Genomic DNA, 24,622 nt, shown 5'->3' with positions numbered 1-24,622 from the left:
AGCAAAGCTTATAATTATACTTTAAATTTTAATATCTTGATACCACTGACAGACAGTTTTTACTGCGTTTTCTATACTCATGTTTGAAGTGTCCAGCAATTGTGCATCTGGTAGTTGTTTTAAAGGTGCAACAGCACGATTTTGATCAGCTAAATCCCGTGCTTCAATATCTTTTAAAATATGTTCAAAGGATGCTTCTTTGCCCATATTTTTTAGTTGATTGACTCGTCTTTGTGCACGAATGGTGGCAGAAGCGGTTAAAAAAACTTTTAAACAGGCGTTTGGGAAAACAACAGAACCCATATCTCGTCCATCAGCGACAAGACCTTGACTTGTCAGAAAATTTTGTTGCCTTTGAAGTAAAGCGAGCCGTACTTTCGGAAATTTAGCAATAGTTGAGGCACCCAAGCCAATCGCTTCAGTTCGAATATGTTCTTCTACAGATTGGTTATTGAGAAAGACCTCTTGATTGGCAAAACTAATATTTAAGTTTTGTGCCACTATGGCCAGTTGATCTTCATTTTCCCAATTAATCTGTTTATTTTGTGCATCAAGTGCACATAGGCGATAAATGGCACCTGAGTCTAAATAAGCAAATCCTAAATTTTGCGCAACTAAGGAGGCAACAGTGCCTTTCCCTGATGCACTTGGCCCATCAATGGCAATAACTTTTTGAACAGTAGGCATATTTATTGAGTAAAAATTGTATAAAAGGTTTATTGTAAACAAACTTTGCTTTAGTTAATAGAAATTTGTCGGTATCATTAAGTGTTTTCATGTTTTGAATATGGCGCTAATCTATATGTCTGAAATTTCAACCTTACATTTACCTGTTCTTTCTAATGTTTCCAGAGAAGTTGTTTTGCCAGGTTCTAAAAGCATCAGTAACCGGGTTTTACTTTTAGCTGCATTGGCAAATGGGCAAACAAAAATACGCAATTTGCTTGATTCAGACGACACTCAAAGAATGTTAGAAGCATTGACTGTGTTACAAGTACCTATTCAACATTTAGATCAGGAATATTGGCTGACTGGGCAAAATGGGCGATTTTCTGTTCAAAAAGCTCAATTATCTTTGGGAAATGCGGGGACAGCATTTAGACCTTTGGTTGCTGCGTTGGCTGTTATGGGGGGGGATTTTTTGTTAGACGGCGTTGCTCGTATGCGAGAGCGGCCAATTAAAGATTTGGTTGATGCACTGCGTATTGCAGGAGCACAAATAGATTATATTCAAAATGAGGGCTTCCCTCCTGTACAGATTGGTTCATTTATACCTTCAAAGCAAAGAGTGATTCCCATTAAAGGTTCTGTATCCAGCCAATTTTTAACTGCTTTATTAATGGCTTTGCCTTTAACAGGACACGCATATGAAATTGAAGTTGAAGGAACACTTATTTCTAAACCCTATATAGCCATTACACTTAATTTGATGGCTAAATTTGGCGTGTTTGTTAAACATGAAAATTTTCAGCACTTTTGGTTATCAGAAGGGTTAACCTATCGGGCACCTGAACATATTTTGGTGGAAGGAGATGCCAGTAGTGCTTCATATTTTTTAGCAGCAGGTGTATTGTCTGGGCAGCCAGTTAGGGTAAAAGGAGTTGGAAAAAATAGCATCCAAGGAGATGTCGCCTTTGCAGATGTGTTGGCTAAAATAGGCGGTAAAATTACTTGGTCTGAAGATTTTATTGAAGCGTCTAGAGAGACAAATCAGGTAATTAAGCCATTTGATTTGGATTTAAACCATATTCCAGATGCCGCAATGACTTTGGCTATTGTGGCTTTAGCCGCTAATGGTACCTCTACTTTGCGTAATATTGAAAGCTGGCGAGTTAAGGAAACGGATCGAATTGCTGCTATGGCTACTGAATTACGTAAACTTGGTGCAACAGTTATAGAAGGGCAGGATTTTATTCAAATTACGCCTCCTGAGGTATTAAAATCAAATGTTGCCATCGATACGTATGATGATCATAGAATGGCTATGTGTTTTGCTTTGGTTAGTTTATTAAATACGCCCATTATCATTAATGAGCCTGAGTGTGTAAATAAAACATTTCCTGGGTTTTTTCAAGTTTTTCAGAAATAAAAATTAAATGAAGAAAAGTCTATAGGCTATTTATGTTTAAAGAACAAATCTATAAGTTCCGTATGTGGAATAGAAGAAGAAACTATTTCATGAAACGTATTCGTTTAGAGTTGGTTAGGTGTTTAATTGATAAGCGAAATAGAAATATTTTTGATCCTAATCAGATAAAGAAAGTTTTATTTTTACGTGATGATGATAAATTTGGTGATATGGTTATTTCTACTATTTCATTTCGTGAACTTAGAAAAGAGGGATTTAGGGTTAGTGTTGTTGCAGGTGCAAATAATAAAAAAGTGATTACTTTTGATGATAATGTGGATCAGGTTTTTATTTATAAAAAAGGCTTCTGGAATATTGTTAAATTAGCTGTACAGTTAAGAAAAGAAAAGTTTGATCTGGTTATTGACGTTGGCGATGAAATGTCTCCCGTTTATTTTCTTTTTTTAAGAATAATCAATTCAAAAAATATGTTGGGTTTTAATAGGAGGCATTATTTACTTTATAATATCAACATTGATTATTCTACTTTAGATAAACATATTAGCTATAGGCATTTTGTTTTACTAGATAAGCTTGGCATCAAGAATATTTCTTTAGATTATAATTTGAATTTTTCTGAGCAAGATGAAGATACAGTAGATCATTATCTAACAAAATTTGATAAGAAAAAAATAGTTGTATTGAATCCGTATACGGCGCTAAAACAAAAAGATTTATCTATTGAACAAATTAAACATATCATTTTCACTGTGTCTAGTTATGAGGATGTTGTCATCATTGTTATTGGTCAGCAAGAAAAAATAGCGGCATTATCATTTTTAGGTGTTGAGTTGTTTCCGTTTAAAGAGTTTCTTCAAGCTGTAGTTTTAATAAAAAAAGCAGATTATATTGTTTCTCCCGATACGTCAATTGTTCATGTGGCGGCTGCTTTTCAAAAGCCTCTTGTTACGATGTATCGAAAAGACCGTTCAGATAATTTTGCCAGTAAAGAATGGGGACCTAATAACAGTAGGTCTATTCAATTGCTTACATCAAATGAACACGAGTTTGTCTCATCTATAAGGGTGGACGAAATCGATAAAGCAATAAAACACATGATCGATAGCGTAGGGATATCTTAATGAATTATATAAATGAAAAATGGTGTAGTATTTTAAAAAATATGATATTGATTTGTTTATTGATTGCTTTTTTGGGGGCATCATTTAATTGGAGTAGTGCAAGAAAAATTGTGTATTTTTGTAGTGTTATTGCTTTTTTTATTCTTTTATTTTCTCAGCATAAAATAAAAAAAATGGATTTTTTACTTCCTTTTAGTATTTTTATCTTTGGAGGAGGGGTACTGCTTTGGATTTGGTTATTTGGTTCTTGGGGAGGGCAATATTATAGTTATCAAAGCCTAGCGAAAATAACAATTGCTTCGTCTATATTGATGTGTCTATATTCCACAGAATATTTCTCTTGTATTTTATCTAAAAAGCCCATCCAAAATTTGTTGTGTATGATTTGGTTTTTTTTAGTCGGCGCCATATTAATAGTGTCATGTTACCAATATTTTTATTTGCACATAGGCAGGGCTGCTGTTGGTTCATCTATCGCCACAATGGCCGCTTATATTGTTTCTATTGCTGGATTGTTGGGTATTGCTTTTGCTCAAAGGAAAAATGATACTAAATGGTCTATTTTATTTTTAGTGGTATTATTTATTGTTGTATATACCTCTATTCTTTTAACGGAAACTCGTTCTGTAATATTAGGTTTCCCATTACTATTTGCAATCGCTGTATTAGCGTATAAAGATAAAATACACATGAAACAATTATTCTGTTTAATGAGTATGCTCATTGTTATTTTGATGCTACTTCTGTACACCTTTGGTGATAGAGTCCAAGGTAGGATGAATGATATTGTTGTAGATATTCATAAATATACTCAACAGCAGAATACAGAGTCTTCTTTTGGTGCTCGTATTGCTATGTTTCATGCAGGTTCAGAAGCAGGGAAACATGGCTTTATGGGGCAGTCTATTGAAGACAGAGCTTCAGTGATCAAACAATATGTTAATCAGTATCCTGTTTATGCTGGTGTGTTGCCGTATGTCTATACGAATCTTCATAATGAGATAATTGAAAACTTCTCGTTACGAGGTGTTTGGGGCGTTGCTTTATTATTATTTTTATATTTTTCTGTTGTATGTACGGCTATCAAACAGCGTAATTCAATCTTGTTGGCAATAGGATTATCTTTTATGATATATGGGCTAACAGATGTTATATTCAGTGATGATTTACCATTAAGCTATTACATCGCAATTATTTTTGTGTTATGTTTACATAACAATAAATTTGCTAAAGAAAAACAGCCATCTATATGCTAATAATCTGGTGAGTGTTCCAGTATCCGAGTAAATATTTTGTATTTTAGATATGGTTGTTGAGTGATTAAAGAATAGAAGCAAGTATCATGCGTTGGAGTATGATACTTGCTTAGGTAGGTAAAAATTTATTGGTTTTTAATTAACCAATCAACATAACGTTCTACACCTTGTTCTACACTATAAAAGCTTTGGTTATAGCCTGCATTATGTAAAGACTGAATATCTGCTTGAGTAAAGCTTTGATATTTACCTTTTAAGCTATCAGGAAAATCAACATAACGAATTAAATTTTGTTCTACCAACTGGTTCAGGCTCAGTGTTTCTTTACCTTCTGATTTTCGACACGCATTGACTGTTGCAGCGGCAAGTTCATTAAATGTTTGAGCAGAACCTGTACCAAGATTGAAAATGCCAGAATGTTCAGGATGATCAAAAAAATATAAATTGACTTTAACGATATCTTCTACACTAATAAAATCACGAGTCTGGCCCCCAGCTTCATAACCATCATAAGGGCCAAAAAGTTCAACAAAGCCACGTTCTTTATATTGGTTAAAGTGATGGAAGGCAACGGATGCCATCCGACCTTTATGGTTTTCTTTCATCCCATATACATTAAAATAGCGAAATCCAGCAACTTGTGCATTCAGCCCTTTTTGCATACGTTCACGAACAATTTGGTCAAATAAAAATTTTGAATAGCCATAAACATTTAAAGGAGATTCCAATTGACGATCTTCTTTAAATACAGTGCCTTTACCATAAACAGCGGCACTAGAAGCATAAAGAAAGGGAATGGCTTCATCCTGACACCAGTCAAATAAATCAAGAGTGTATTGATAGTTGTTGGACATCATGTACTTGCCATCATGATTCATCGTATCAGAACAAGCACCTTCATGAAAAATAGCTTCTATATTTTTAGGTGGGTTTCCTGAACAGACAATATCAATAAATTCGGTTTTATCTAAATAATGGGCGATATCGCAATCAACTAAATTTTTAAATTTCTGTCCATTGGTCAGATTATCTACAGCAATAATGTCTTTTATACCACGTTGATTGAGTCCTTTAACAATATTAGCCCCAATAAAACCTGCCGCACCTGTAACGATAATACTCATTTTATACTCCTAAAATATTTTTTTGTTTGCCCAAACCCATCAACTTAGCTTTTGAAAAAGTTCTTCTTGGGTACAAATAGCTGTTCCTAATTTACCCACAACAATGCCTGCTGCTGCGTTGGCAATTTTCATGGCTTCTGATGAATCAAATTGAGCAGCAATACCCAGTGCCATACTGGCTATAACAGTGTCTCCTGCACCAGAAACATCGTATACTTCACGCGCTTGTGTGCCTTGGTGTTGGATCGTGCCATCTTTTTTAAATAATGATAAACCTTCTTCACTTCTGGTTAAAAGTAGGGCACTTAAATTTAATTGTTCAATAAGCAACATGACTTTTTGTGTCAGTTCTGGTTCGGTTTGCCAAGAGCCTACAACCTGTTTTAATTCTGCTCTATTGGGTGTCAACAAACTTGCTCCATGATATTTGTCATAATTGTCTCCCTTGGGGTCAATTAATACGGGTTTATTGAAACGGTTAGCCAGAGCGATCATTTTTTTGACGTGAGTTAAGCCCCCTTTGCCATAGTCTGACAAAATTACAACATCATGTTGTGGCAAGAGTTGCTCAAATTGGTTATATGTATTAGCCAAAACCTCATGACTTGGTTCATCTTCAAAATCTAAACGAATCAGTTGCTGATTACGTGCCAGCACTCTTAGCTTTATGGTCGTTGAAATACTATCGTCTTGAGCCAAGTATGTTTGGACGCCAGCTTCTTTCATCAGTGTGTGTAAGCTTTGTGCCGCTTCGTCTTGACCTGCTACTGAAATAAGGCTGGCAGGCGCACCTAAACTGGCTATATTACGGGCAACATTGGCCGCACCACCTGCACGTTGTTCTATCCGTTCTATTTTTGCAACAGGAACAGGAGCTTCTGGTGAAATACGTGTGGTATCACCGAACCAGTAGCGGTCAAGCATAACATCACCTACGACCAATACTTTGGCTTGAGTAAAGCGGTTACTCACCTCCTGAGCACTGAGATTTAACTGACTAAGGTTCATACAGTACGCCCTATTGGGTAATACTCAAAACCATACTGTTGTATTTCTTGTGGTTGATAGATATTACGTCCATCAAAAATAACAGCTTGTTTTAGTTGTTGTTTGATTGCTAAGAAGTCTGGAATTTTAAATGCTTTCCATTCGGTCACGATCAGTAAAGCATCTGCATCATTTAGCGCATACATCATATCTGTGGCAAAGCTTAGTGCTTGATTTTGCCCCATAATACGTTTCGCTTCAGTCGTGGCAACAGGGTCAAACGCACAAACAGTTGCACCTTTTTGGGTAAGTTCATTAATAATTGTTTGGCTAGGTGCTTCACGCATATCATCAGTATTGGGTTTGAAGGCAAGCCCCCATACAGCAAAATGTTTCCCTGATAAATTTTCGCCAAAACGATTGGTTACTTTTTTGACAATACGTTTTTTTTGTAAATCATTTGCATGTTCTACTGCCGTTAACACATGCATTGCGTGCTCATACTCTTTACCCATTGCAATGAGTGCTTTGACATCTTTAGGAAAACACGAGCCGCCATAACCAACACCAGGGTAAAGGAAATGGTAGCCAATTCTAGGGTCTGCACCAATACCTTGTCTAACCGCTTCAATATCGGCATTTAAATCTTCTGCAAGATTAGCCAATTCATTCATGAATGAAATTCGTGTTGCTAGCATAGCATTTGCGGCATATTTGGTTAGTTCTGCAGAACGAATATCCATAAAAATAGTTCGTTCATGATTACGGTTAAAAGGCTGATAGAGTTTATGCATGATTTTTTTTGCTTGCTCATCTTCACAACCAATAATAATTCGGTCTGGGCGCATGAAGTCATCTATTGCGGCGCCTTCTTTTAAAAACTCAGGGTTAGAAACAACACTGAAACCAAAAGGGGCATTTCGTTGCGTCAAAATATCATTCACTAATGCTTTGACTTTATCTGCTGTGCCAACCGGTACGGTTGATTTATCTACGATGACTTTATACTCATCCATGTGCTCAGCAATATTGCGTGCAGCAGCTAACAAGTATTGCAAGTCTGCTGAACCATCTTCATCTGGTGGGGTACCAACTGCGATAAATTGTACTTGCCCAAAATCAACAGCTTCTTTGATATCTGTTGTGAAAAATAGACGCCCTGCAGCAACATTGGTCTGAATCATTGCTTGTAAGCCTGGCTCATAAATGGGTACACCGCCTTGCTGTAATGTCGCAATTTTTTGAGGGTCAACATCAAGGCAACAAACATGATTGCCCACATCTGCTAGACAAACACCACTGACTAAGCCAACATAACCAGAACCAACTACGGTAATTTTCATAAGTTATTTCCTCCCTTTTGGAGCATATTGATTTCTTTCAACACGGCAACCGGATCTGATGCCTGTGTGATAGGGCGCCCCATTACTAAATAGTGAGCGCCAGCTTGTAGGGCTTCTTTAGGTGTCATAATGCGTCTTTGATCGTCTTGGGTATTTAAGTCTAAGCGGATACCTGGTGTGACCAGAACAAAGTTTTGACCTAATTGTTCTTTTAGAACGCTTGCTTCTTGGGCAGAACAGACAACACCATCTAAGCCAGATTTTTGTGCCAAAGAGGCGAGGTCTAATACCATTTTTTCAGGTGTCTTATTGATGCCTAATTCCAATAAGTCTGATTGTTCCATACTGGTTAGGATGGTGACACCGATTAATAAAGGACGGTTCGAAAATGGTTCAATTGCTTCACGAGCAGCATGCATCATTCTACTGCCTCCCAGTGTGTGTAGATCAACCATCCAAACCCCCATTTGAGCGGCTACTTTACATGCTTTGGCCACTGTATTGGGGATATCATGATACTTTAAATCTAAAAATAAACGAAAGCCTTTGTTAATTAGCGTTTCTGCTAGGCTTCTACCAGAGGCAGTAAACAGCTCTTTACCTATTTTTAATTGACACAACTGTGGGTTTAAACGGCTGGCAAAACGGATACTGTCTTCAGCATTATCAAAGTCAAGTGCAACAATGACAGGTTTGGTTTGTTCAGTTGTGGCAGGTGATGTAAACATAATTGGATTCATAATGATGATTAAATTTCAACACGGTTAGGGGTAAAGCTTTCCCATTCATTACAAGCTGGGCAATGCCAAAAAAATACTTGTGATTTAAAACTACAGCGTTTGCAGCGGTACATCATGGTTTTTTGAGCTGTTTTGGCAATGACTGCACGGGTTACTTCTGCATCTTGTCGACCTTCTGGTGAAAGCCCTGTGATTCTGGCTTCAATCAATCGGTAAACATTATTTAATGTAGGGTGTCGATAAGCTGATTCTCTGACAACCTCAATTGCTGCATTTTCCCCTCTAAGTAATAATGTTTTTTGGTACAGTAAGTCTACTAACTCAAGTTGGGGAAATGTTTTACAGTAGCCAATGAGTAAATCAAGGCCAGCAATGGCTTTGCCTTGTTCGTCATAAACATCATATAGCCGTTCTGCAACCATACTGAGGAATTCGGGGTTCTGCTTTTCAATTGATTGCCAAGCTTCAATTGCTTCATCATAATGGTTCGATTTTTGTTCAATATCCCCTAAAATAATACTGGCACGAGCACATTTTTTGTTGGCTTGAAGCGCTTCGGTGATATATTGTCGTGCTTGAATAAGATCTGACTTAAATAGAGCTGCTTGTGCTAATTCACAAAAAAATTGTGCGACCTCAAATTGATAAGTTTGTTGGTCATGGCTGAGTGTTCTGGCTGTTTCTATGGCTTTTTGCCAATCACGATCCTGCTGATAAATGCCCAGTAATAATTGTCGGCTGGGCTTACCCATATTGCTTTCAAGTAGGCCATTAAAAATTTGTTCTGCCCTGTCGACTAAACCTGCATTTTGGAAATCTAAGCCTAATTGAAAAGAAATTTGATTACGAGAGTCAGAAACCAAATCAGGGGATTCTAATAGGCTTTGGTGAAGCCTTATTGCCTTATCGTTTTCTCCCCGACGTCGATAAAGTTTGCCCAACGTTAGTTGTAATTCTAAAGCACCAGGTTGTTGGCGAGTCACTTCGTTTAGTGCTTCTGCTGCAACATCCGTTTTATTTTCGACTAAGGCATCTAGGCTTTTAAAAAAGCCAGAAGGGATAGACATCGCATGCTTTAAGACTGTGCGCATATCAATACGTGCTGCCAGCCAGCCCATCCCAAAAAATAGGGGACAAAGTAATAACCACCAGATTTCTAATTCCATAATTACTCTTTAAATTGTGTCAAATTCACTTATTTTATTGATCCGTGTTTGTTGGATTGTTCTGTTTTTGTATTTCTTTTTGTAATTGTTTACTTGTCTTTTTTAAAGAAGAAATTTGTCGTTTTGAGCGCCATGAGCGTCCCATCATCCCTAAAATACCAACAAATATGCCTAAAACAAAAAAGGCAAAAAGTAGCACAATTAAAGGTAACTCATTATTACCAAATATCCAGTAAAAAGAAACATCTTGAAAATTATTAAACGCAATAATTAACAAGAATAATAAGATGACTACTTTGAGGGATAGGTATATATAGCGCATAACTGATTTATCCGTTTTTCAGGGGAATAACGAATTTTAAATGATTTACTCAGGTTTTGATATCCTTAAATGCTTTTTTAAATATATAAAGCCTATTTGACGCCATAAAACTTATTCAATAGTAGCTAGTGTTTAAGTCTGATGGTCATTAAGGGTAATGTTATTGAACCGTTAGGCATCAATTTTTTATATAATAAGTCCAATTTAATTAGATAATGATCCGAATATGTGCATTTATGAATAAAACCCTAAAAGGTAAATCAAATGGATTTATTTGAGAATACCCTGTCTATTTTTGATGAGCAGCAATTACAAAATGTGTATCTTAAATTACAGTCTTCTACGTTTCGGGCTAAGTTTCGATTGGGTATAGAAGATCAACGTTATATACAGCAAAAAGGAATGGGGGTTATTTTAAAACATGCACAGGATTTTATCCAAAAGCGTTTAGCTGCGGCTAATCCTTTGAATGATGGCAAACAAACGCCTTGGATCGGTCACCCCGTTTTTTTAGCACAACATGCTACTGCAACTTGCTGCCGTGGCTGTTTAAAAAAATGGCATGGTATTGAAAAAGGGCATGTGTTAACTGAAAAAGAGCAAAAATATATTTTAGATATTATTCATTTTTGGCTCAATAATCAGTTAGTCTATTAAGTTACTTCTTTTTCCTTCCCCCAGTAATACCACCTAAAATACCCCTCATAATTTCTTTGCCTATTTGATTGCTCAATTGTCTAGTCATTGTTTTTGTTGCTGTTTGAACTAAACCATCTCGTTTGCCGCCACGAGGGCCGGTTGAACCAAATAAAATAGACTTGAGTCCATCTAAAAAACCATTTTCTTCTGTTTGGGTAGCTTGAGGTTGTTGCGTATTGGCAGATTGAGTATTTTGTGTTTGAGTCTGATTTTGAGTCAATTGTTCAAAAGCAGAGTGTCTGTCTATACTTTCTTCATATTTACCATAGAGTAAGGAGTGGTTGATTAAATTATTTTGCTCTTCTGCTGTTAATGGTCCCATACGTGATTCAGGTGCAATAATGCTGCCTTTTTGGACAATAGAAGGGCTGCCTTTTTCATCTAAAAAAGAAATCAGTGCTTCACCAGTGCTTAGTGAGGTAATGGCTTCTTCTGAATCAAATTCAGGATTAGCCCTCATGGTTTGTGCCGCAGCCTTTACTGCTTTTTGATCTTTAGGTGTGAAGGCACGTAATGCATGTTGTACACGGTTGCCTAATTGTCCTAAAACGTTGTCAGGAATGTCCATAGGGTTTTGGCTGGCAAAATAAATGCCAACACCTTTTGAACGAATTAAACGAACCACATGCTCTATTTTATCCAGTAGTGCGTTAGGCGCATCTTTAAACAGTAAATGTGCTTCATCAAAGAAAAACACCATTTTGGGTTGTGGTAAATCGCCTACCTCGGGTAGTTGTTCAAATAGCTCTGATAATAGCCATAATAAAAAAGTAGAATACAGTTTAGGGGTATTATACAATTTTGAAGCTGCTAAAATATTAACAATACCTTGTCCTTGGTTATTGGTCTTCATCAGGTCGTGAATATCCAACATGGGTTCACCAAAAAATTGGTTGGCACCTTGATCTTCTAAAGTCAGTAAACCACGTTGAATTGCACCAATCGAGGCGCTGGCGATATTGCCATATTGTGTTTGGAATTGTTTGCTATTCTCACCAATATATTGCACCATAGCACGTAAATCTTTTAGATCCAATAACAATAAATTACCATCATCTGCTATTTTGAAAACCAGTTGTAAAACACCTGATTGCACTTCATTTAAATCCAGCAAACGACCAAGTAATAAGGGTCCCATATCAGAGATAGTTGCCCGTATGGGGTGACCTTGTTCTGCAAAAATATCCCATAATTCAACAGGGCAACTTTGAGCTTGCCAGTTATCAATGCCAATGGCCTTTAATCGGGCTTCAAGTTTAGGATTCATCGTGCCTTGAGCACCAATACCTGATAAATCTCCTTTTACATCAGCTAAAAATACAGGTACACCAATAGCAGAAAAACTTTGTGCCATTTTCTGTAAGGTAACGGTTTTTCCTGTTCCTGTTGCCCCAGTGATTAAGCCATGTCGATTAGCTAGAGCAGGGATCAGTATAATATCTGTAAGGGTGCTGCTTTTGGCGATAATAAGAGGAGAAGCCATTTGTTTTCCTAAAAATCAGATTTATGTTGAAGATAATGATTAAAACATCGTATTTTTATTTGCCGCTTGTGCGGGTACATCTTGATTAACATCCCAGTGTTCAACAATTTTGCCATTTTGTACACGGAAAATATCCACGCCTGCAACCCCTTTATCTTGAGGTGTTTTTTGTGAGTGTACATGTAAGAAGACTAAATCACCGTTAACGGCCGTACGAACAATACGCGCAGACGATTTGGGATTGTCTTTAAAATAGCCAGCAAAATAATCAGTAAAAGGCAAAATACCATCTGGTACATAAGGATTATGTTGAATATAACTTTTATCTAAATATTTATAAGCTGCTTGAATGTTATGCTGATTAAAAAATTCATTGTAAAAATTTACGACCAATTCTAAGTTCTTTTGTGCTTCAGCTTGAGATAATTGAGAGACTTGTTGATGATCGGTGTGATGTGTTTGTCCAATAGCACTACCTACTGTGAAACTGGTTAAGCCTATAGTAATGAAAAAAAGATGAATAAGACGATTCATGAATGATCCTTTGTGAAGATGATTAAGTATTATCTTGCCATTTTATAATAGCTTCTATTGTACAATTATAGTATTTGGTTATAACTATAGAGTCGATTTGTGTCATAAAACAGGGGGGGCAATTGCCCCCCCTGTTTTATGATAAGTGGTGATTATTTCCAGTACTGATACCAAGGCATTTCTTGTACTTTCCATGGTGTTTTTAAATAGCTGCTTTGTGGATAGTTTCTTTGTAAGACACGAAACGAATCATCTCTTAAATCAGTGATGCCTAGCTTATCATAAGCTGTACTCATGATTGCTAAGGCTTCTTCAACATATTTGGTATTGTTATACTCAGTAATCACTGTTTGAGCACGATTAACGGCTGCTAAGTAGGCGCCTCGTTTCATATAATAGCGGGCAACATGCATTTCATGACCACCTAAGGCATCAAGTAATTTGTTGAGTCTGTCTAAAGCATCTGGTGCATAAACACTATTAGGAAAACGTGTAACCAATTCTTGGAACACAAAAAAGGCATCTTTATTGGCTTGTGGATCGCGCTCACTCCAGTCTTGAGCTGATAATTTGGCTAGAAAAGACTGATCCGCATTAAATAGCACTAAACCTTTTAAATAAAGTGCATAATCCATATTGGGATGGACAGGATGAAGTTTCATAAACCGATCCAACTCTTCTAAAGCTTGTTTAGGTTCACTGTCACGATAATGAGCATAAGCTGTGTCTAAAGAAGCTTGTTGTGCATATCGGCCAAATGGAAAGCGAGATTCTAAAATATCGTATAATTTGACAGCTCGGGTATAATTACCTTTATTGAGCTCCTCTTTCGCTTCTGTATAAAGTTTTTCAACTGTCCAGTCCCGGGTGATTTGAGCATCTTTATCGACAGTGCCTGTGCTACTGCAAGCATTGATTAAAGTAATTAAACTTATTAATAGAAGTATTTTTTTCATGGATAATAATAAACTTTCGCAAAATTCTGACAATTATAACGATGATTTTGACTTTACGGCAGATTTTCATACACAAAAGTATAAATTTATTGTGCCTATTGAGTTAGCGGGTATGCGTTTAGATGCTATTTTGGCAAAATTAATGCCTGATTATTCTCGTTCCAGATTAACTTCATGGTTAAAAGAAGGTTTTGTTTGGGTGAACAATCAGCATTGTGCAGCCAAAACAAAATTAATTGGTCATGAAGAAATTGTTGTTGAAGCACAAGAAAGTCAAGAAAATTTAGCATTTACACCAGAACCAATTGATTTAGATGTTGTGTATGAAGATCACAGTGTCATTGTGCTAAATAAACAAGCAGGGCAGGTTGTGCATCCCGCTGCAGGTAACTGGCAAGGTACAGTTTTAAATGGATTGTTATACCACTATCCTGATTTAAAACAGGTGCCAAGGGCAGGGATTGTGCATCGTTTGGATAAAGATACTTCTGGTTTGATGGTGGTTGCCAGAACATTGAAAGCACAAAACCATTTGGTTAAGCAGCTACAAGAGCGCTCTGTCAAACGAATTTATCGCGCCATTGCAAATGGGATTGTGCCTTTTGATGGTAAAATTGATGCCAATATTGGTCGAGATCCTCATAATCGTTTGAAAATGGCCGTTGTAAAGTTTGGCGGTAAAGAGGCCATTACGCATGTCAAAGTGTTGGAGCGTTATGAGCAATACTCTTATATTGAATGTGTTTTGGAAACAGGTAGAACCCATCAGATTCGGGTACATATGAGAGAAGCAAAACACCCTTTGGTAGGGGATCCTATTTATGGTAATTTAAGACACCCTGCTTCTGATAGTGTCAAAGAAGCCATTAAAATGCTTGGGCGCCAAGCATTGCATGCCTTTAAACTCAGTTTCATCCATCCAGAAAGTGGTGAGCTTGTCCATTTTAAGGCAGCACTTCCTGAAGATATGCATTATTTATTATCAGTGCTGCGTTTGGAGTCTGGCAAAGAAAGCCAATTGACCAGTAGTATGGAAAATCAACTTCTTGAAGATGACGAAGATTGGGATGATGATGACTATGACGTGGAGGTGCGATATGTTCCAGACTAACTCAATGAATCATTTATTTACATCTTCTGAATGCATTGCTGCTCAAAAAGAACCTGTTCTCTTTGCCAATTGGTCTGCTCCCGCGCAGGTTAAAACACTGATTACAACTCGTCAAGGTGGTATGAGTGAAGGTGTTTATGCCAGTTTAAATTTAGGTGATCATGTAGGTGATCAACCCGAGCATGTTGCATATAACCGCTCTTTGGTACAAAAATATATCCCTCACCCAGTTTGTTATTTACAGCAAACACATTCAACCATTGTGGTTCAGGCGCAAGATGCTTTAGGGCAAAACTGTGAGGCCGATGCCAGTATTGATCGTTCTGCTCAGGTTGCCTGTGCAGTGATGAGCGCTGATTGTTTGCCCGTATTGTTGACTGATGAACAAGGGACAGTTGTGGCTGCAGCTCATGCTGGCTGGAGGGGCTTGGTTAATGGTATTTTAGAAAACACCATTAAGAATATGGCTGTTGGTCCTAAAAAAATCAAGGTTTTTTTAGGACCTGCAATTAGCGTTGATGCGTTTGAGGTGGGCTCAGAAGTTAGAGATATGTTTATCAGCCAGCAAAAGGAAGCCATGCAAGCATTTCATGATATTGGCTCTGGTAAATTCTTAGCCGATATTTATCAATTGGCCAGATTACGTTTGAATCGGTTAGGTGTGGAACAAATTAGTGGAGGAGAGTTTTGTACTGTATTGGATAGAGATCAGTTTTTCTCTTATCGACGAGATGGGCAAACGGGTAGAATGGCAAGTATTATTTGGTTAGAACAATAGCAAAATATCCCATTAACGGGATATTTTGCTTTATTATTTATTGTTACGGTTGTTGTGCTTTAAGCTCAGTAAAACGTTTAATATCGTTGCCATATTTAGCTTTGATTTTGGTGATTTCTGCTTGGCGCTCTTGAATACGTTTATCTGTTTCTGCTATTTGTCTGTGTATCAGGCTTGTTTGATTTTTTAACTCATTAGAACCATTGCCTTCTTGCTTTGCTTGTTCTTGTAACGAGTTTAATTCTGTTTGTAAATCCGCTCTTCTTTTTTGATAAGATTGTAAACCAGGTTCAATTAATTCCAATGCTTTATTGCGACGAGATTCTATTTCCTGAACATTGCTGTACGTTTCCAGCAATAAATTATCTTTTCTGATTTGAGAGTTACGAAAAGCCATTTCTTTTTTCGTTTGTGCTTCCTTTTCTAAACGAAGGTTTTTCTCTTCTTGGGTTTCCCCTTTTTTAATAATCCTGGTTTGCTCACTCATTGTGCTTACAGCACTGCCATTTGATTCTACAGGAGGACGGTCACTATATTGGGTTTTACCATTTTGGTCGACCCATTTATATAGTTTAGCGTATGCTGGTGTGCATAATAAACTGAGTGCTAAAACATAAATAACCCGCATTACTGTTGTACCCCATACTCAGATCGATAATCAACCATTTTTTCAAAATAATCGCTAAAATTATTATCTTGCTGCATTAAATGAATTAAATCATTTAAATTAGCAATAGAAACGACAGGAATATTAAACGTTTGCTCAACTTGTTGGATAGCAGATAAATCACAATCTTTACCTTTTTCCATTCGATCAAGGGCAATGACAACACCTGCTGGCTGTGCTTTGTTTTGATTTAAAATATCGATGGATTCTCGAACAGATGTCCCTGCACTGATCACATCATCAATAATTAAAACCTTACCATGCAGTGGTGCACCTATTAAGACTCCACCTTCTCCATGATCTTTTGCTTCTTTTCGGTTAAACGCAAAAGGAACATTGACTCCTTTTTGAGCCAAAGCCATACATGTTGCCGCGGCAAGGGTAATGCCTTTATACGCTGGTCCAAACAACATATCAAATTCAATTTTGCTTTCAATGATCGCTTGTGCATAAAAGTTGGCTAATGTTGTTAGGCTATTACCATCATTAAATAAGCCTGCATTAAAGAAATAAGGCGATTGTCGACCGGCTTTTGTCGTAAACGAACCAAATTTAAGCGCTTCTTTTTGATGCGCAAATAATAAAAAATCCTGACGAAAATCTGACACAAATATCCCTTTATTTGCCAATATTTATTTAAATAAAAACAATATAATATTTAATATGTAATGAGAACGAAAATTCCCTATATACAGAAGAATTATACGCTATTTGAGCAAGGAGAATGTTGTTTGTGCAATAACTGTTTGTATAAATGAAAAGAAGATGGTTTTTTTGTGGTATTATTTATACGATCAAAAGACAATATTGTAATTAAAATTACATCAATCGACAAAGTATTAATTTTTCCTAAAAAATAATTAATACAAATCGTTCATCATCTAAGTGGTTTTATCTTGAGGTTTTTATGCGTTTTTATATATTAGAATGGTTAAAGGAACAAGGGCTACAAATCAGCACTGCTCAAATGCTGAGTAATTTTGTTGTGTTATTTATTATTCTTTTTGTTGCTGTGCTGGTGCATCTGTTTTTACATAAATTTGTATTGACCCGTATTCAAATTTTTCATCAGAAAACACATGGTGTATGGTCCCAAGTTTTATTGAATAATCACTTTTTTAATCGGCTTGCTTTTACATTACAAGGGTTAATTGTTTATTTTCAAGTAACTTTATGGTTAACAGCAGGCTCTAATAGTTATGATGTTTTACATTTATGTGCACAAATTTGGACGATAGTATACGGTTTGTTGAGTATATTTTCATTATTAGATGCAATCTTAATTATTGCTAAGGACAATATTTTAGCCAACAATTTACCTTTACGGGGAATCTTTCAGAGTATTAAGCTCATTTTAGCTATTTTGGCTTGTATCTTGATCATTTCTATTTTAATTGGACGCTCTCCTCTTGTATTGTTAAGTGGTCTGGGGGCAATGACGGCTGTTTTGATGTTGGTGTTTAAAGAACCCATTATGGGATTGGTTGCTGGTATTCAACTGTCTGTTAATAATATGCTTAATGTTGGTGACTGGTTGGAAATGCCAAAATATGATGCTGATGGTGAGGTTATTGATATTGGTTTAACGACTGTTAAAGTACAAAATTGGGACAAAACCATTTCTATGATTCCCACTTCTGCTTTAATTGGGGATTCATTTAAAAATTGGCGTGGGATGGTTGAGTCTGGCGGGAGGAGAATCAAAAGAAGTTTCAATATTGATACAAACAGCATTCATTTTTTAACAGAAGACGAATATGATGCATTACAAAAGGCTAATTTAATTCGCCCTTATGTAGAAAACAAAACAGAAGAAATCAATCAATATAACCAGTCATTTGAATTTGATTTGTCTTCCCCTTTAAATGGTAGGAGAATGACAAATATTGGTACCTTTAGAGCTTATTTGATTGCCTATTTGCGCTCTCACCCAAGTATTCATCAAGAGATGACTTTAATGGTGCGCCAATTGGCACCAACAAACAGTGGTTTACCGATAGAAATTTATGCTTTTACCAATACAGTGGTTTGGTTACAATATGAAGATATTCAGGCAGATATTTTTGACCATATTTATGCTGTGGTACATGAGTTTGGTTTAGTCATTCATCAAACACCTACAGGCAATGATATGAAAATGCTGGTGCAAGGTAAATGATTAATTTTTATTTCTTTTTATGTCTTTTTTGATTTGGTAAATGGCATTAAAGACGAAGGCTAGTCCACTGACCATAAACAGTAATGCTAAAGGAAAAGCAATTAACTTTGGCATAAAAAAGAATAAGATAGCCAATACAACAGCAAAAGAACCTAAACCCATTAAAGCCATGTTTTCTCTTTTGCCAATTGTACGGCTATCACCGCGTAAAAAACCACCTAGACGAACAGCTTGTCGGGCTGCGGCACTGGCTTTGGCTCTTGCTGGGTTATGTTGCCTAGGGCGAGCTTGCTTTAATTGTGCTTGTTCTTGTGTATTCAGAATAATTTCGGTCGCGTTTTCTAAATCTTCTAAGAATTTTGTTTGAAGTTGTTCTGCAATTTTAGTATCTTCAATCGTAATATCAATTTCCCTATTGGCAAACCAACTGGAAATATTGAGATTTGTGGAGCCTATTCTTGCCCATCTGCCATCTGCAACGCATGATTTTGCATGGATCATTGGACCATTCCATTCAAAAATACGTACCCCCGCTTTTAATAACGTACGATATTGGGTTCGAGATACAGCGCCAATCCAAGGAATATCTGATGTTTTTGGAACCAATAAGCGCACATCTACACCATCTAAAGCCGTATTTTTAATTAAGTTAAGGTAAATACCCGTGGCCATAAAATAAGCATCTGTTAGCCATAGTGTTTCTCTGGCAAGGCTAATAATGAGTAAATCCAAACGCATCATATTGGCACTAGACGGTTCAGTTGCAACTAACCGTGCTGCAACATGGCCATTAAGATGAGAGTCGTTATAATGTTTGAATCTTTCAGGCAAAGATAGGTTTTCTCGTATTAGCGTTCCTTCAAACGCGGCAAGAGCCTGTGAAATGATGGGGCCACTCATAATGACCCCAGTGTCTCGCCAAGGAGGGATATTTTTTTTGGGGTTACCATTCCATTGAGACGAAATACATAAACCACTGACAAAAGCGACTTTTCTGTCTACGATAATCAGCTTTCGGTGATCTCGAGACAATAAATCAAAACCACTGGAAATAGAGAGTTTATTATAAGCGCGAACAGTTGCACCTGCAGCTCTTAATGGTTTAAAAAAACCAATATAATGTTGTTTTAGTGAGCCAATCCAGTCATAAATTAAAATAACATGAACACCATTAAGTGCTTTTTGTATGAGTAAATCCCGAATTTGAGTGCCGAATGAATCATTCGAAAAAATATACATTTCAATAAAGATCGATTCGGTTGCATTTTCTAATGTTTCTTGCCATGCAGGAAAATTTTCTTCGCTGTCAAATAAACAGTTGACCTGATTGTATTCACTAATAGACGAGCCTGATGAACGAGCAAAAATTTGTTCTGCAAGATCTAAGTATTCATCAGATACTGGTACAGGGTTTGTGACCATATTTATATTGAAGTTGATTTAATGTTTATTTTGTAAAATTTTGTCCATTAGCTTGTCAGGTAATAAGCGCTTAAGTATACCGACGGCTTTTGTCATTAATGAAATTTTGTACCTGATTTTAGCATGTTTACTTTCAAGTGCATGATAAATAATAGGTAAAATATCATCAGGTGTGACAGTGAATTTGGTTGCAATAGAAGGATTGTGTATAGGATCGTTTTTTTGTGTTTGATTAACGTTTTGGGTAAATTGTGTTTGTACTGGTCCCGGTTCAATTAAGCTTACCTGTATCCCTGTACCTTTGAGTTCCAGTCTAAGCGCATCTGACCAAGCTTCTAAAGCATATTTGCTTGCTGCATAAGCCCCACGTCCAGGGGTAGAGATAAAGCCCATAATAGAACTGGTTTGAATGATCCTACCTTCTTTTTGTTCAATCATGGCGGGTAACAAACATTGGGTTAATTCATGGACACCAAAAAAATTACTGGAAAATTGTTGCTCAAGTTGTGTTCGTGTAATGCTGTTTAGGTAACCATAAACACCAAAACCGGCATTGTTAAAAATAGCATATAGCTTATTTTGAGTGAGTGCCAAAATTTGATTAGCCGCTTGTTTAATACTGTGGCTATCATCAAGATCAATTTCAATAGCATCAAATCCTTCGGCTGCTAATTTAACTAGGTCTTCATTTTTTCGACAACCGGCTAAAACTCTATAGCCACGCTTTTTAAGATTTCTAGCCGTATTTAAACCAATACCACTAGAACAGCCAGTAATAAAAATATTTTTTTGAGTCACGTCTAAACCTTATATTTTCAGTATTTTGTCATTGAATAGCCAATTATTATATAGCTGGTTTTATCAATATGATACCTCTTAAAATGATTCAAACCAGTTCATTCATTTTTTATGTATGGATCGCACAAAAAAATGAATAAATGAAGGCGTTAGCGTTATTTTGTTTCTGTTTGTCGCTCAAAGAAATAATGCTGTAGTTGCAAAAGATTCTCTTCAATAAAGATAGGCTGGTCCATTGCTGAAAATTTAACCACAGCTAAAAGGTGATAATTAGTCTTGTCATCAATTGCTTGGGCACTATTGATAACAATACCAACTTCTTCTTTGTGCTCATTGAGTAAAGTGGTTCCAGCCAAAGCGTTTATTGGTGTTTTGAAAACAGCCAGACCTCTGCGAACTTGACCTCTGTATTGAGCCCTCGCAATGATCTCTTGCCCTGGGTAGCACCCTTTTTTAAAGTGCACCGCCCCTAAACGATGTAAATTGAGCATTTGGGCAACGCATTTTTCACTGGTTGCTGCACAAATCCAAGGAAAACCCGCCATAATTTCATTTTCTTGCCAAATGTTTAGTGTATGTGGGTTCAATGATGGTAGGGAAGGGTTATTTTTTTGACAAAAAAGATAAGTGCCACCATGTGGCAAGTGTATGGTCCAGATACCACTATCAGTATATTCTGTGGATAAAACAGTATGAGGTTCTGTTGATTGCCATTGTTCTGGTATTTTGGCGGCCAATGCCCATTGATCACTCGCATTTTCTATAAGGACTTTGCTACGTAGAACAAACATTTTTAAGCGTTTGGCTATAGTGTCGCATAAGTCTTGGGCAAGTATTAAAAAGACAGAGTCTTGTGCTTTAATCACCAACATATTCGCCAATACTCTGCCCTGAGGGGTATTATAACTGGCATAAGCAGCACTGTTAACAGGTAAATGAAGAATATCATTGGATAATTGGTTGTGTAAGAATGTGCTTGCATCTTCACCTGTCACTTGAATCACACCAAAAAATGGCAGTAATGAGGTAGGTTGATCCATTTGTTGCTCCAATTTATGTATCGTAATATAAACGATGTTGTGTAGGTTCGACAGATTATATGTCTGCTAATACATCGTTTCCTCTTAGTTCCATCCATGCACGTCTACTAGAGGCTTCCCCTTTACCCATAAGCATCACAAATGTGTTTTTTGTGTCTGTTAGCGCTTCTTCAGGAATGCGTACCTGTAATAAACGTCGAGTATCTGGGTTCATAGTTGTATCTTTTAGCTGGTCTGGGTTCATTTCTCCCAAACCTTTAAAGCGGCTGATACTCATGGCGGTCTCTTTGATGTTTTCTTTCTTGAGCCGCTCTAATATTGCGTCAAGTTCTTGTTCATCCAAAGCATATATTTTGCGTGCTGGCTTATTTTTTCCTTGTGCATTGACATCCACTCGAAACAAAGGAGGTTGTGCAACATAAATATGACCTGCTTTGATTAATTGGGGGAAGTGTTTGAAAAATAAAGTCAACAGTAATACTTGGATATGCGCACCATCCACATCAGCATCTGATAGGATGGCAATTTTGCCATAACGCAAGCCAGATAGATCGACAGTGTCGTTTGGTTTATGTGGATCAACACCAATAGCGACCGAAATATCATGAATTTCGGCATTAGAAAATAATTGGTCTTGATGCACTTCAAAGCTGTTTAATACTTTTCCGCGTAAAGGCAAAATTGCTTGAGTGAATTTGTCTCTGGCAAGTTTAGCTGAACCACCAGCCGAATCACCCTCAACTAAAAATAATTCATTTTCGCGAATATCTTCACTTTCACAATCAGTCAATTTACCCGGTAAAACAGCAACGGATGATCCTTTTTTCTTTTCTACTTTTTTGGCTGAGTTTAAGCGTCGTTGCGCCTGTTTAATGGCCAGTTCAGCAATTTTTTTGCCTGCTTCTGTGTTTTGATTTAACCAAAGTTCAATTGGGTCTGTGCCAATATGAGCAACCAATCGTAAGGCATCACGATTGGTTAATTTATCTTTTGTTTGCCCTTGGAATTGAGGATCAAGTAAACGAGCAGACAATACAAAACGAACATGGCTAAAAATATCATCTGTTTGAATTTTAACGCCGCGGGGCAGTAACCCATGATGACTCATAAAGTGGTTCATTGCTGTGAAAACCGCTTGGCGTAAACCTGCTTCATGTGTCCCACCTGATGGTGTAGGGATAAGGTTGACATAACTTTCTCCCATGGTTGCGCCTTCTTCTAGCCAAGTGAGGGCAAAATGAGCACCTTCTCCTTCGCTGAATTGTTCATTATCTTTACCAATGTAATTTTGGATTTCCAAAATAGGCACAATAGGGGCGTCATTTGCACACAATTCTAATAGATAACTTTTTAATCCATTTGGGTAATGCCAAGTTTTTTCTCGGTTGTGTTCAGGGTCTTCTTGAATCAGTGTAAATTGCGCACCTTGTAATAATACGGCTTTTGCTCTGAGTAAGCGCTCTAACTCAGGGATAGAGTATTTAGGGCTTTCAAAATAGTGAGCATCTGGCCAAACATGTACAGTTGTTCCTGTTTCTTTTACAGGGCATTTTCCTATTTGGTGTAATGGCTCGACTACTTCTCCTGCAGCAAAAGCCATATGCCAAATACCGCCATCTCGCTTAATGGTGACTTCCAAACGGGTAGAGAGAGCATTGGTAACCGATACACCAACACCATGTAACCCGCCAGAAAAAGCGTATGCACCCCCATCTTTTTTGTTGAATTTACCGCCAGCATGTAATCGGGTAAATACCAGTTCTGCGACAGGTAAATGTTCTGTTGGGTGTAAACCAACAGGGATGCCTCGACCATCATCACTGACACTTAATGAGCCATCTAAATGAATGGTCACTTGAATGTTTTTTGCAAATCCACCCAAAGCCTCATCTGCTGCATTGTCAATTGCTTCTTGGCAGATATGGGTGGGGTCTTCTGTGCGTGTATACATTCCCGGACGTTCTTTAACCGGTTCTAGCCCTTTTAATACTCGGACGCTTTGTTCATCGTAATTATTAGTCATGTGTTTAATTAAAAGTTAAATATCGGGGTATTCATTATTTGGATTTGTTTTTGATAAAAAACAAATCCAAATAATCCAGTGATAATAATGATTATTTCAAAAAATAAGCATCTTATTGTAAAAGAATAAGAGCAGGTTTGGTTGAAATAAAATAAATCTGTTTATAAAGCGAATTAATCATCATCAGATATTGGTGGTATACGCGCTAAATAGTTTTCTAAAGATTCCATCTGTGTTAGAAATTTTGACAGTTCAAGCAAAGCATCTTGGTACACCGCTCTTTTAAAGTCAATAACTTCATCAATAGGCGCCCAATAATCGTGCCAACGCCATGCATCAAATTCTGGCTGGCGCATAGCGCGAAGAGAGACGTCTGTTTCTCGACCGGTTAGCCGTAAAATATACCAAATTTGTTTTTGTCCACGATATGAACCTCGCCATTCTCGTTTGACCCAGTGAGTAGGGACATCATAACGTAACCAGTCGCGGGTGCGACCTAAAATTTTAACGTGATGAGGCAAAAGTCCTGTCTCTTCTTGTAGTTCTCTGTACATTGCGGCTTCAGGGCTTTCACCTGGTTTAATGCCTCCTTGTGGAAACTGCCATGAGTGTTCACGTACACGTTTTCCCCAGAAGACTTGATTGTGCTCATTTGTCAGTACAATACCAACATTGGGACGATAACCGTCTCTATCTAACATAACCTCAAGCCCAAATGAAATAAAGTTAGAGCTGATTTTCCCATAAAATGAGGTTGAAAACCATGGCTTGTCTAAATAAAAATAGAAATGCTTATTTAGAATTG

24 protein-coding genes are annotated in these 24,622 nt (G+C 37.1%); 7 read left to right on the top strand and 17 right to left on the bottom strand.

Annotated elements, in window-relative coordinates; genetic code table 11:
• Window positions 1-21: 21 nt before the first annotated feature.
• Window positions 22-687, bottom strand: a complete 666-nt coding sequence (gene cmk / locus AADH04_RS03625; protein WP_434778887.1) for a (d)CMP kinase — start codon at window positions 685-687, stop codon at window positions 22-24.
• A 115-nt stretch (window positions 688-802) separates the two neighbouring features.
• Between cmk and aroA the strand changes: the two genes are divergently transcribed.
• From aroA to AADH04_RS03610, 3 genes are all read left to right on the top strand, one after another.
• Complete coding sequence (gene aroA, locus AADH04_RS03620) at window positions 803-2,089, top strand: 3-phosphoshikimate 1-carboxyvinyltransferase (RefSeq protein ID WP_434778886.1); 1,287 nt, start codon at window positions 803-805, stop codon at window positions 2,087-2,089.
• Window positions 2,090-2,178: 89 nt separating this feature from the next.
• Complete coding sequence (locus AADH04_RS03615; protein WP_434778885.1) at window positions 2,179-3,210, top strand: glycosyltransferase family 9 protein; 1,032 nt, start codon at window positions 2,179-2,181, stop codon at window positions 3,208-3,210.
• Window positions 3,210-4,466: an O-antigen ligase family protein gene (locus AADH04_RS03610; protein ID WP_434778884.1), complete on the top strand. Its 1,257-nt coding sequence runs from the start codon at window positions 3,210-3,212 to the stop codon at window positions 4,464-4,466. The genes AADH04_RS03615 and AADH04_RS03610 overlap by 1 nt, the downstream gene beginning before the upstream one ends.
• Window positions 4,467-4,591: 125 nt before the next feature.
• On the opposite strand, the gene rfaD is transcribed toward AADH04_RS03610, so the two are convergent.
• The 6 genes from rfaD to AADH04_RS03580 are packed head-to-tail and all read right to left on the bottom strand — an operon-like array spanning window position 4,592 to window position 10,148.
• Window positions 4,592-5,590, bottom strand: a complete 999-nt coding sequence (gene rfaD / locus AADH04_RS03605) for an ADP-glyceromanno-heptose 6-epimerase (RefSeq protein ID WP_434778883.1) — start codon at window positions 5,588-5,590, stop codon at window positions 4,592-4,594.
• 39 nt (window positions 5,591-5,629) lie between these two features.
• Complete coding sequence (rfaE1, locus tag AADH04_RS03600; protein ID WP_434778882.1) at window positions 5,630-6,598, bottom strand: D-glycero-beta-D-manno-heptose-7-phosphate kinase; 969 nt, start codon at window positions 6,596-6,598, stop codon at window positions 5,630-5,632.
• The gene (locus tag AADH04_RS03595; protein WP_434778881.1) at window positions 6,595-7,920 is read right to left on the bottom strand and encodes a UDP-glucose dehydrogenase family protein; all 1,326 of its coding nucleotides are present in this window, start codon (window positions 7,918-7,920) and stop codon (window positions 6,595-6,597) included. The genes rfaE1 and AADH04_RS03595 overlap by 4 nt, the downstream gene beginning before the upstream one ends.
• Window positions 7,917-8,660: an orotidine-5'-phosphate decarboxylase gene (gene pyrF, locus AADH04_RS03590; protein ID WP_434778880.1), complete on the bottom strand. Its 744-nt coding sequence runs from the start codon at window positions 8,658-8,660 to the stop codon at window positions 7,917-7,919. The genes AADH04_RS03595 and pyrF overlap by 4 nt, the downstream gene beginning before the upstream one ends.
• Before the next feature lie 8 nt (window positions 8,661-8,668).
• The gene (gene lapB / locus AADH04_RS03585; RefSeq protein WP_434778879.1) at window positions 8,669-9,826 is read right to left on the bottom strand and encodes a lipopolysaccharide assembly protein LapB; all 1,158 of its coding nucleotides are present in this window, start codon (window positions 9,824-9,826) and stop codon (window positions 8,669-8,671) included.
• 34 nt (window positions 9,827-9,860) lie between these two features.
• Window positions 9,861-10,148, bottom strand: a complete 288-nt coding sequence (locus tag AADH04_RS03580; protein WP_434778878.1) for a LapA family protein — start codon at window positions 10,146-10,148, stop codon at window positions 9,861-9,863.
• A 264-nt stretch (window positions 10,149-10,412) separates the two neighbouring features.
• Here AADH04_RS03580 and AADH04_RS03575 point away from each other — a divergent pair, with 264 nt between their 5' ends.
• Entirely contained in the window at window positions 10,413-10,805 is a 393-nt protein-coding gene (locus AADH04_RS03575) for a DUF4186 domain-containing protein (protein ID WP_434778877.1), read from the top strand.
• Window position 10,806: 1 nt separating this feature from the next.
• Here the strand turns inward: AADH04_RS03575 and AADH04_RS03570 are convergent, their stop codons facing one another.
• From AADH04_RS03570 to AADH04_RS03560, 3 genes are all read right to left on the bottom strand, one after another.
• Window positions 10,807-12,330, bottom strand: coding sequence for a helicase HerA-like domain-containing protein (locus AADH04_RS03570; protein ID WP_434778876.1), 1,524 nt, complete (start codon window positions 12,328-12,330; stop codon window positions 10,807-10,809).
• Window positions 12,331-12,369: 39 nt separating this feature from the next.
• Complete coding sequence (locus AADH04_RS03565) at window positions 12,370-12,864, bottom strand: nuclear transport factor 2 family protein (protein WP_434778875.1); 495 nt, start codon at window positions 12,862-12,864, stop codon at window positions 12,370-12,372.
• 152 nt (window positions 12,865-13,016) lie between these two features.
• Complete coding sequence (locus tag AADH04_RS03560; RefSeq protein WP_434778874.1) at window positions 13,017-13,820, bottom strand: outer membrane protein assembly factor BamD; 804 nt, start codon at window positions 13,818-13,820, stop codon at window positions 13,017-13,019.
• On the opposite strand from AADH04_RS03560, the gene rluD reads away from it, so the two are divergent.
• Window positions 13,819-14,931 carry a 23S rRNA pseudouridine(1911/1915/1917) synthase RluD gene (gene rluD / locus AADH04_RS03555; RefSeq protein ID WP_434778873.1) on the top strand — a complete coding sequence of 371 codons (1,113 nt, stop codon included), beginning with the start codon at window positions 13,819-13,821 and terminating at the stop codon, window positions 14,929-14,931. The genes AADH04_RS03560 and rluD overlap by 2 nt on opposite strands.
• Window positions 14,932-14,935: 4 nt before the next feature.
• Window positions 14,936-15,709, top strand: a complete 774-nt coding sequence (gene pgeF, locus AADH04_RS03550) for a peptidoglycan editing factor PgeF (protein ID WP_434779789.1) — start codon at window positions 14,936-14,938, stop codon at window positions 15,707-15,709.
• A gap of 43 nt (window positions 15,710-15,752) precedes the next feature.
• Here the strand turns inward: pgeF and AADH04_RS03545 are convergent, their stop codons facing one another.
• Complete coding sequence (locus tag AADH04_RS03545) at window positions 15,753-16,337, bottom strand: DUF4124 domain-containing protein (RefSeq protein WP_434778872.1); 585 nt, start codon at window positions 16,335-16,337, stop codon at window positions 15,753-15,755.
• Complete coding sequence (pyrE, locus tag AADH04_RS03540; RefSeq protein WP_434778871.1) at window positions 16,337-16,984, bottom strand: orotate phosphoribosyltransferase; 648 nt, start codon at window positions 16,982-16,984, stop codon at window positions 16,337-16,339. The genes AADH04_RS03545 and pyrE overlap by 1 nt, the downstream gene beginning before the upstream one ends.
• Before the next feature lie 299 nt (window positions 16,985-17,283).
• Between pyrE and AADH04_RS03535 the strand changes: the two genes are divergently transcribed.
• Window positions 17,284-18,534: a mechanosensitive ion channel family protein gene (locus tag AADH04_RS03535; RefSeq protein WP_434778870.1), complete on the top strand. Its 1,251-nt coding sequence runs from the start codon at window positions 17,284-17,286 to the stop codon at window positions 18,532-18,534.
• Here the strand turns inward: AADH04_RS03535 and AADH04_RS03530 are convergent, their stop codons facing one another.
• From AADH04_RS03530 to AADH04_RS03510, 5 genes are all read right to left on the bottom strand, one after another.
• Window positions 18,535-19,956, bottom strand: coding sequence for a phospholipase D-like domain-containing protein (locus AADH04_RS03530; protein ID WP_434778869.1), 1,422 nt, complete (start codon window positions 19,954-19,956; stop codon window positions 18,535-18,537). It abuts the gene before it with no gap.
• 18 nt (window positions 19,957-19,974) lie between these two features.
• On the bottom strand, window positions 19,975-20,754 hold the full coding sequence (locus tag AADH04_RS03525) for an SDR family oxidoreductase (RefSeq protein ID WP_434778868.1): 780 nt from the start codon (window positions 20,752-20,754) through the stop codon (window positions 19,975-19,977).
• Between the two features lie 155 nt (window positions 20,755-20,909).
• Window positions 20,910-21,794, bottom strand: coding sequence for a YgfZ/GcvT domain-containing protein (locus AADH04_RS03520; protein WP_434778867.1), 885 nt, complete (start codon window positions 21,792-21,794; stop codon window positions 20,910-20,912).
• A 55-nt stretch (window positions 21,795-21,849) separates the two neighbouring features.
• Entirely contained in the window at window positions 21,850-23,817 is a 1,968-nt protein-coding gene (locus AADH04_RS03515) for a DNA topoisomerase IV subunit B (protein ID WP_434778866.1), read from the bottom strand.
• A gap of 173 nt (window positions 23,818-23,990) precedes the next feature.
• On the bottom strand, window positions 23,991-24,518 hold the full coding sequence (locus AADH04_RS03510; RefSeq protein WP_434778865.1) for an RNA pyrophosphohydrolase: 528 nt from the start codon (window positions 24,516-24,518) through the stop codon (window positions 23,991-23,993).
• Window positions 24,519-24,622: the final 104 nt, after the last annotated feature.

This window comes from Neisseria sp. Ec49-e6-T10 (assembly GCF_051132615.1).
GTDB lineage: Bacteria > Pseudomonadota > Gammaproteobacteria > Burkholderiales > Neisseriaceae.
Note: the sequence above shows the minus strand (reverse complement) of the source record. Positions and strands in the feature narration are given on the sequence as shown.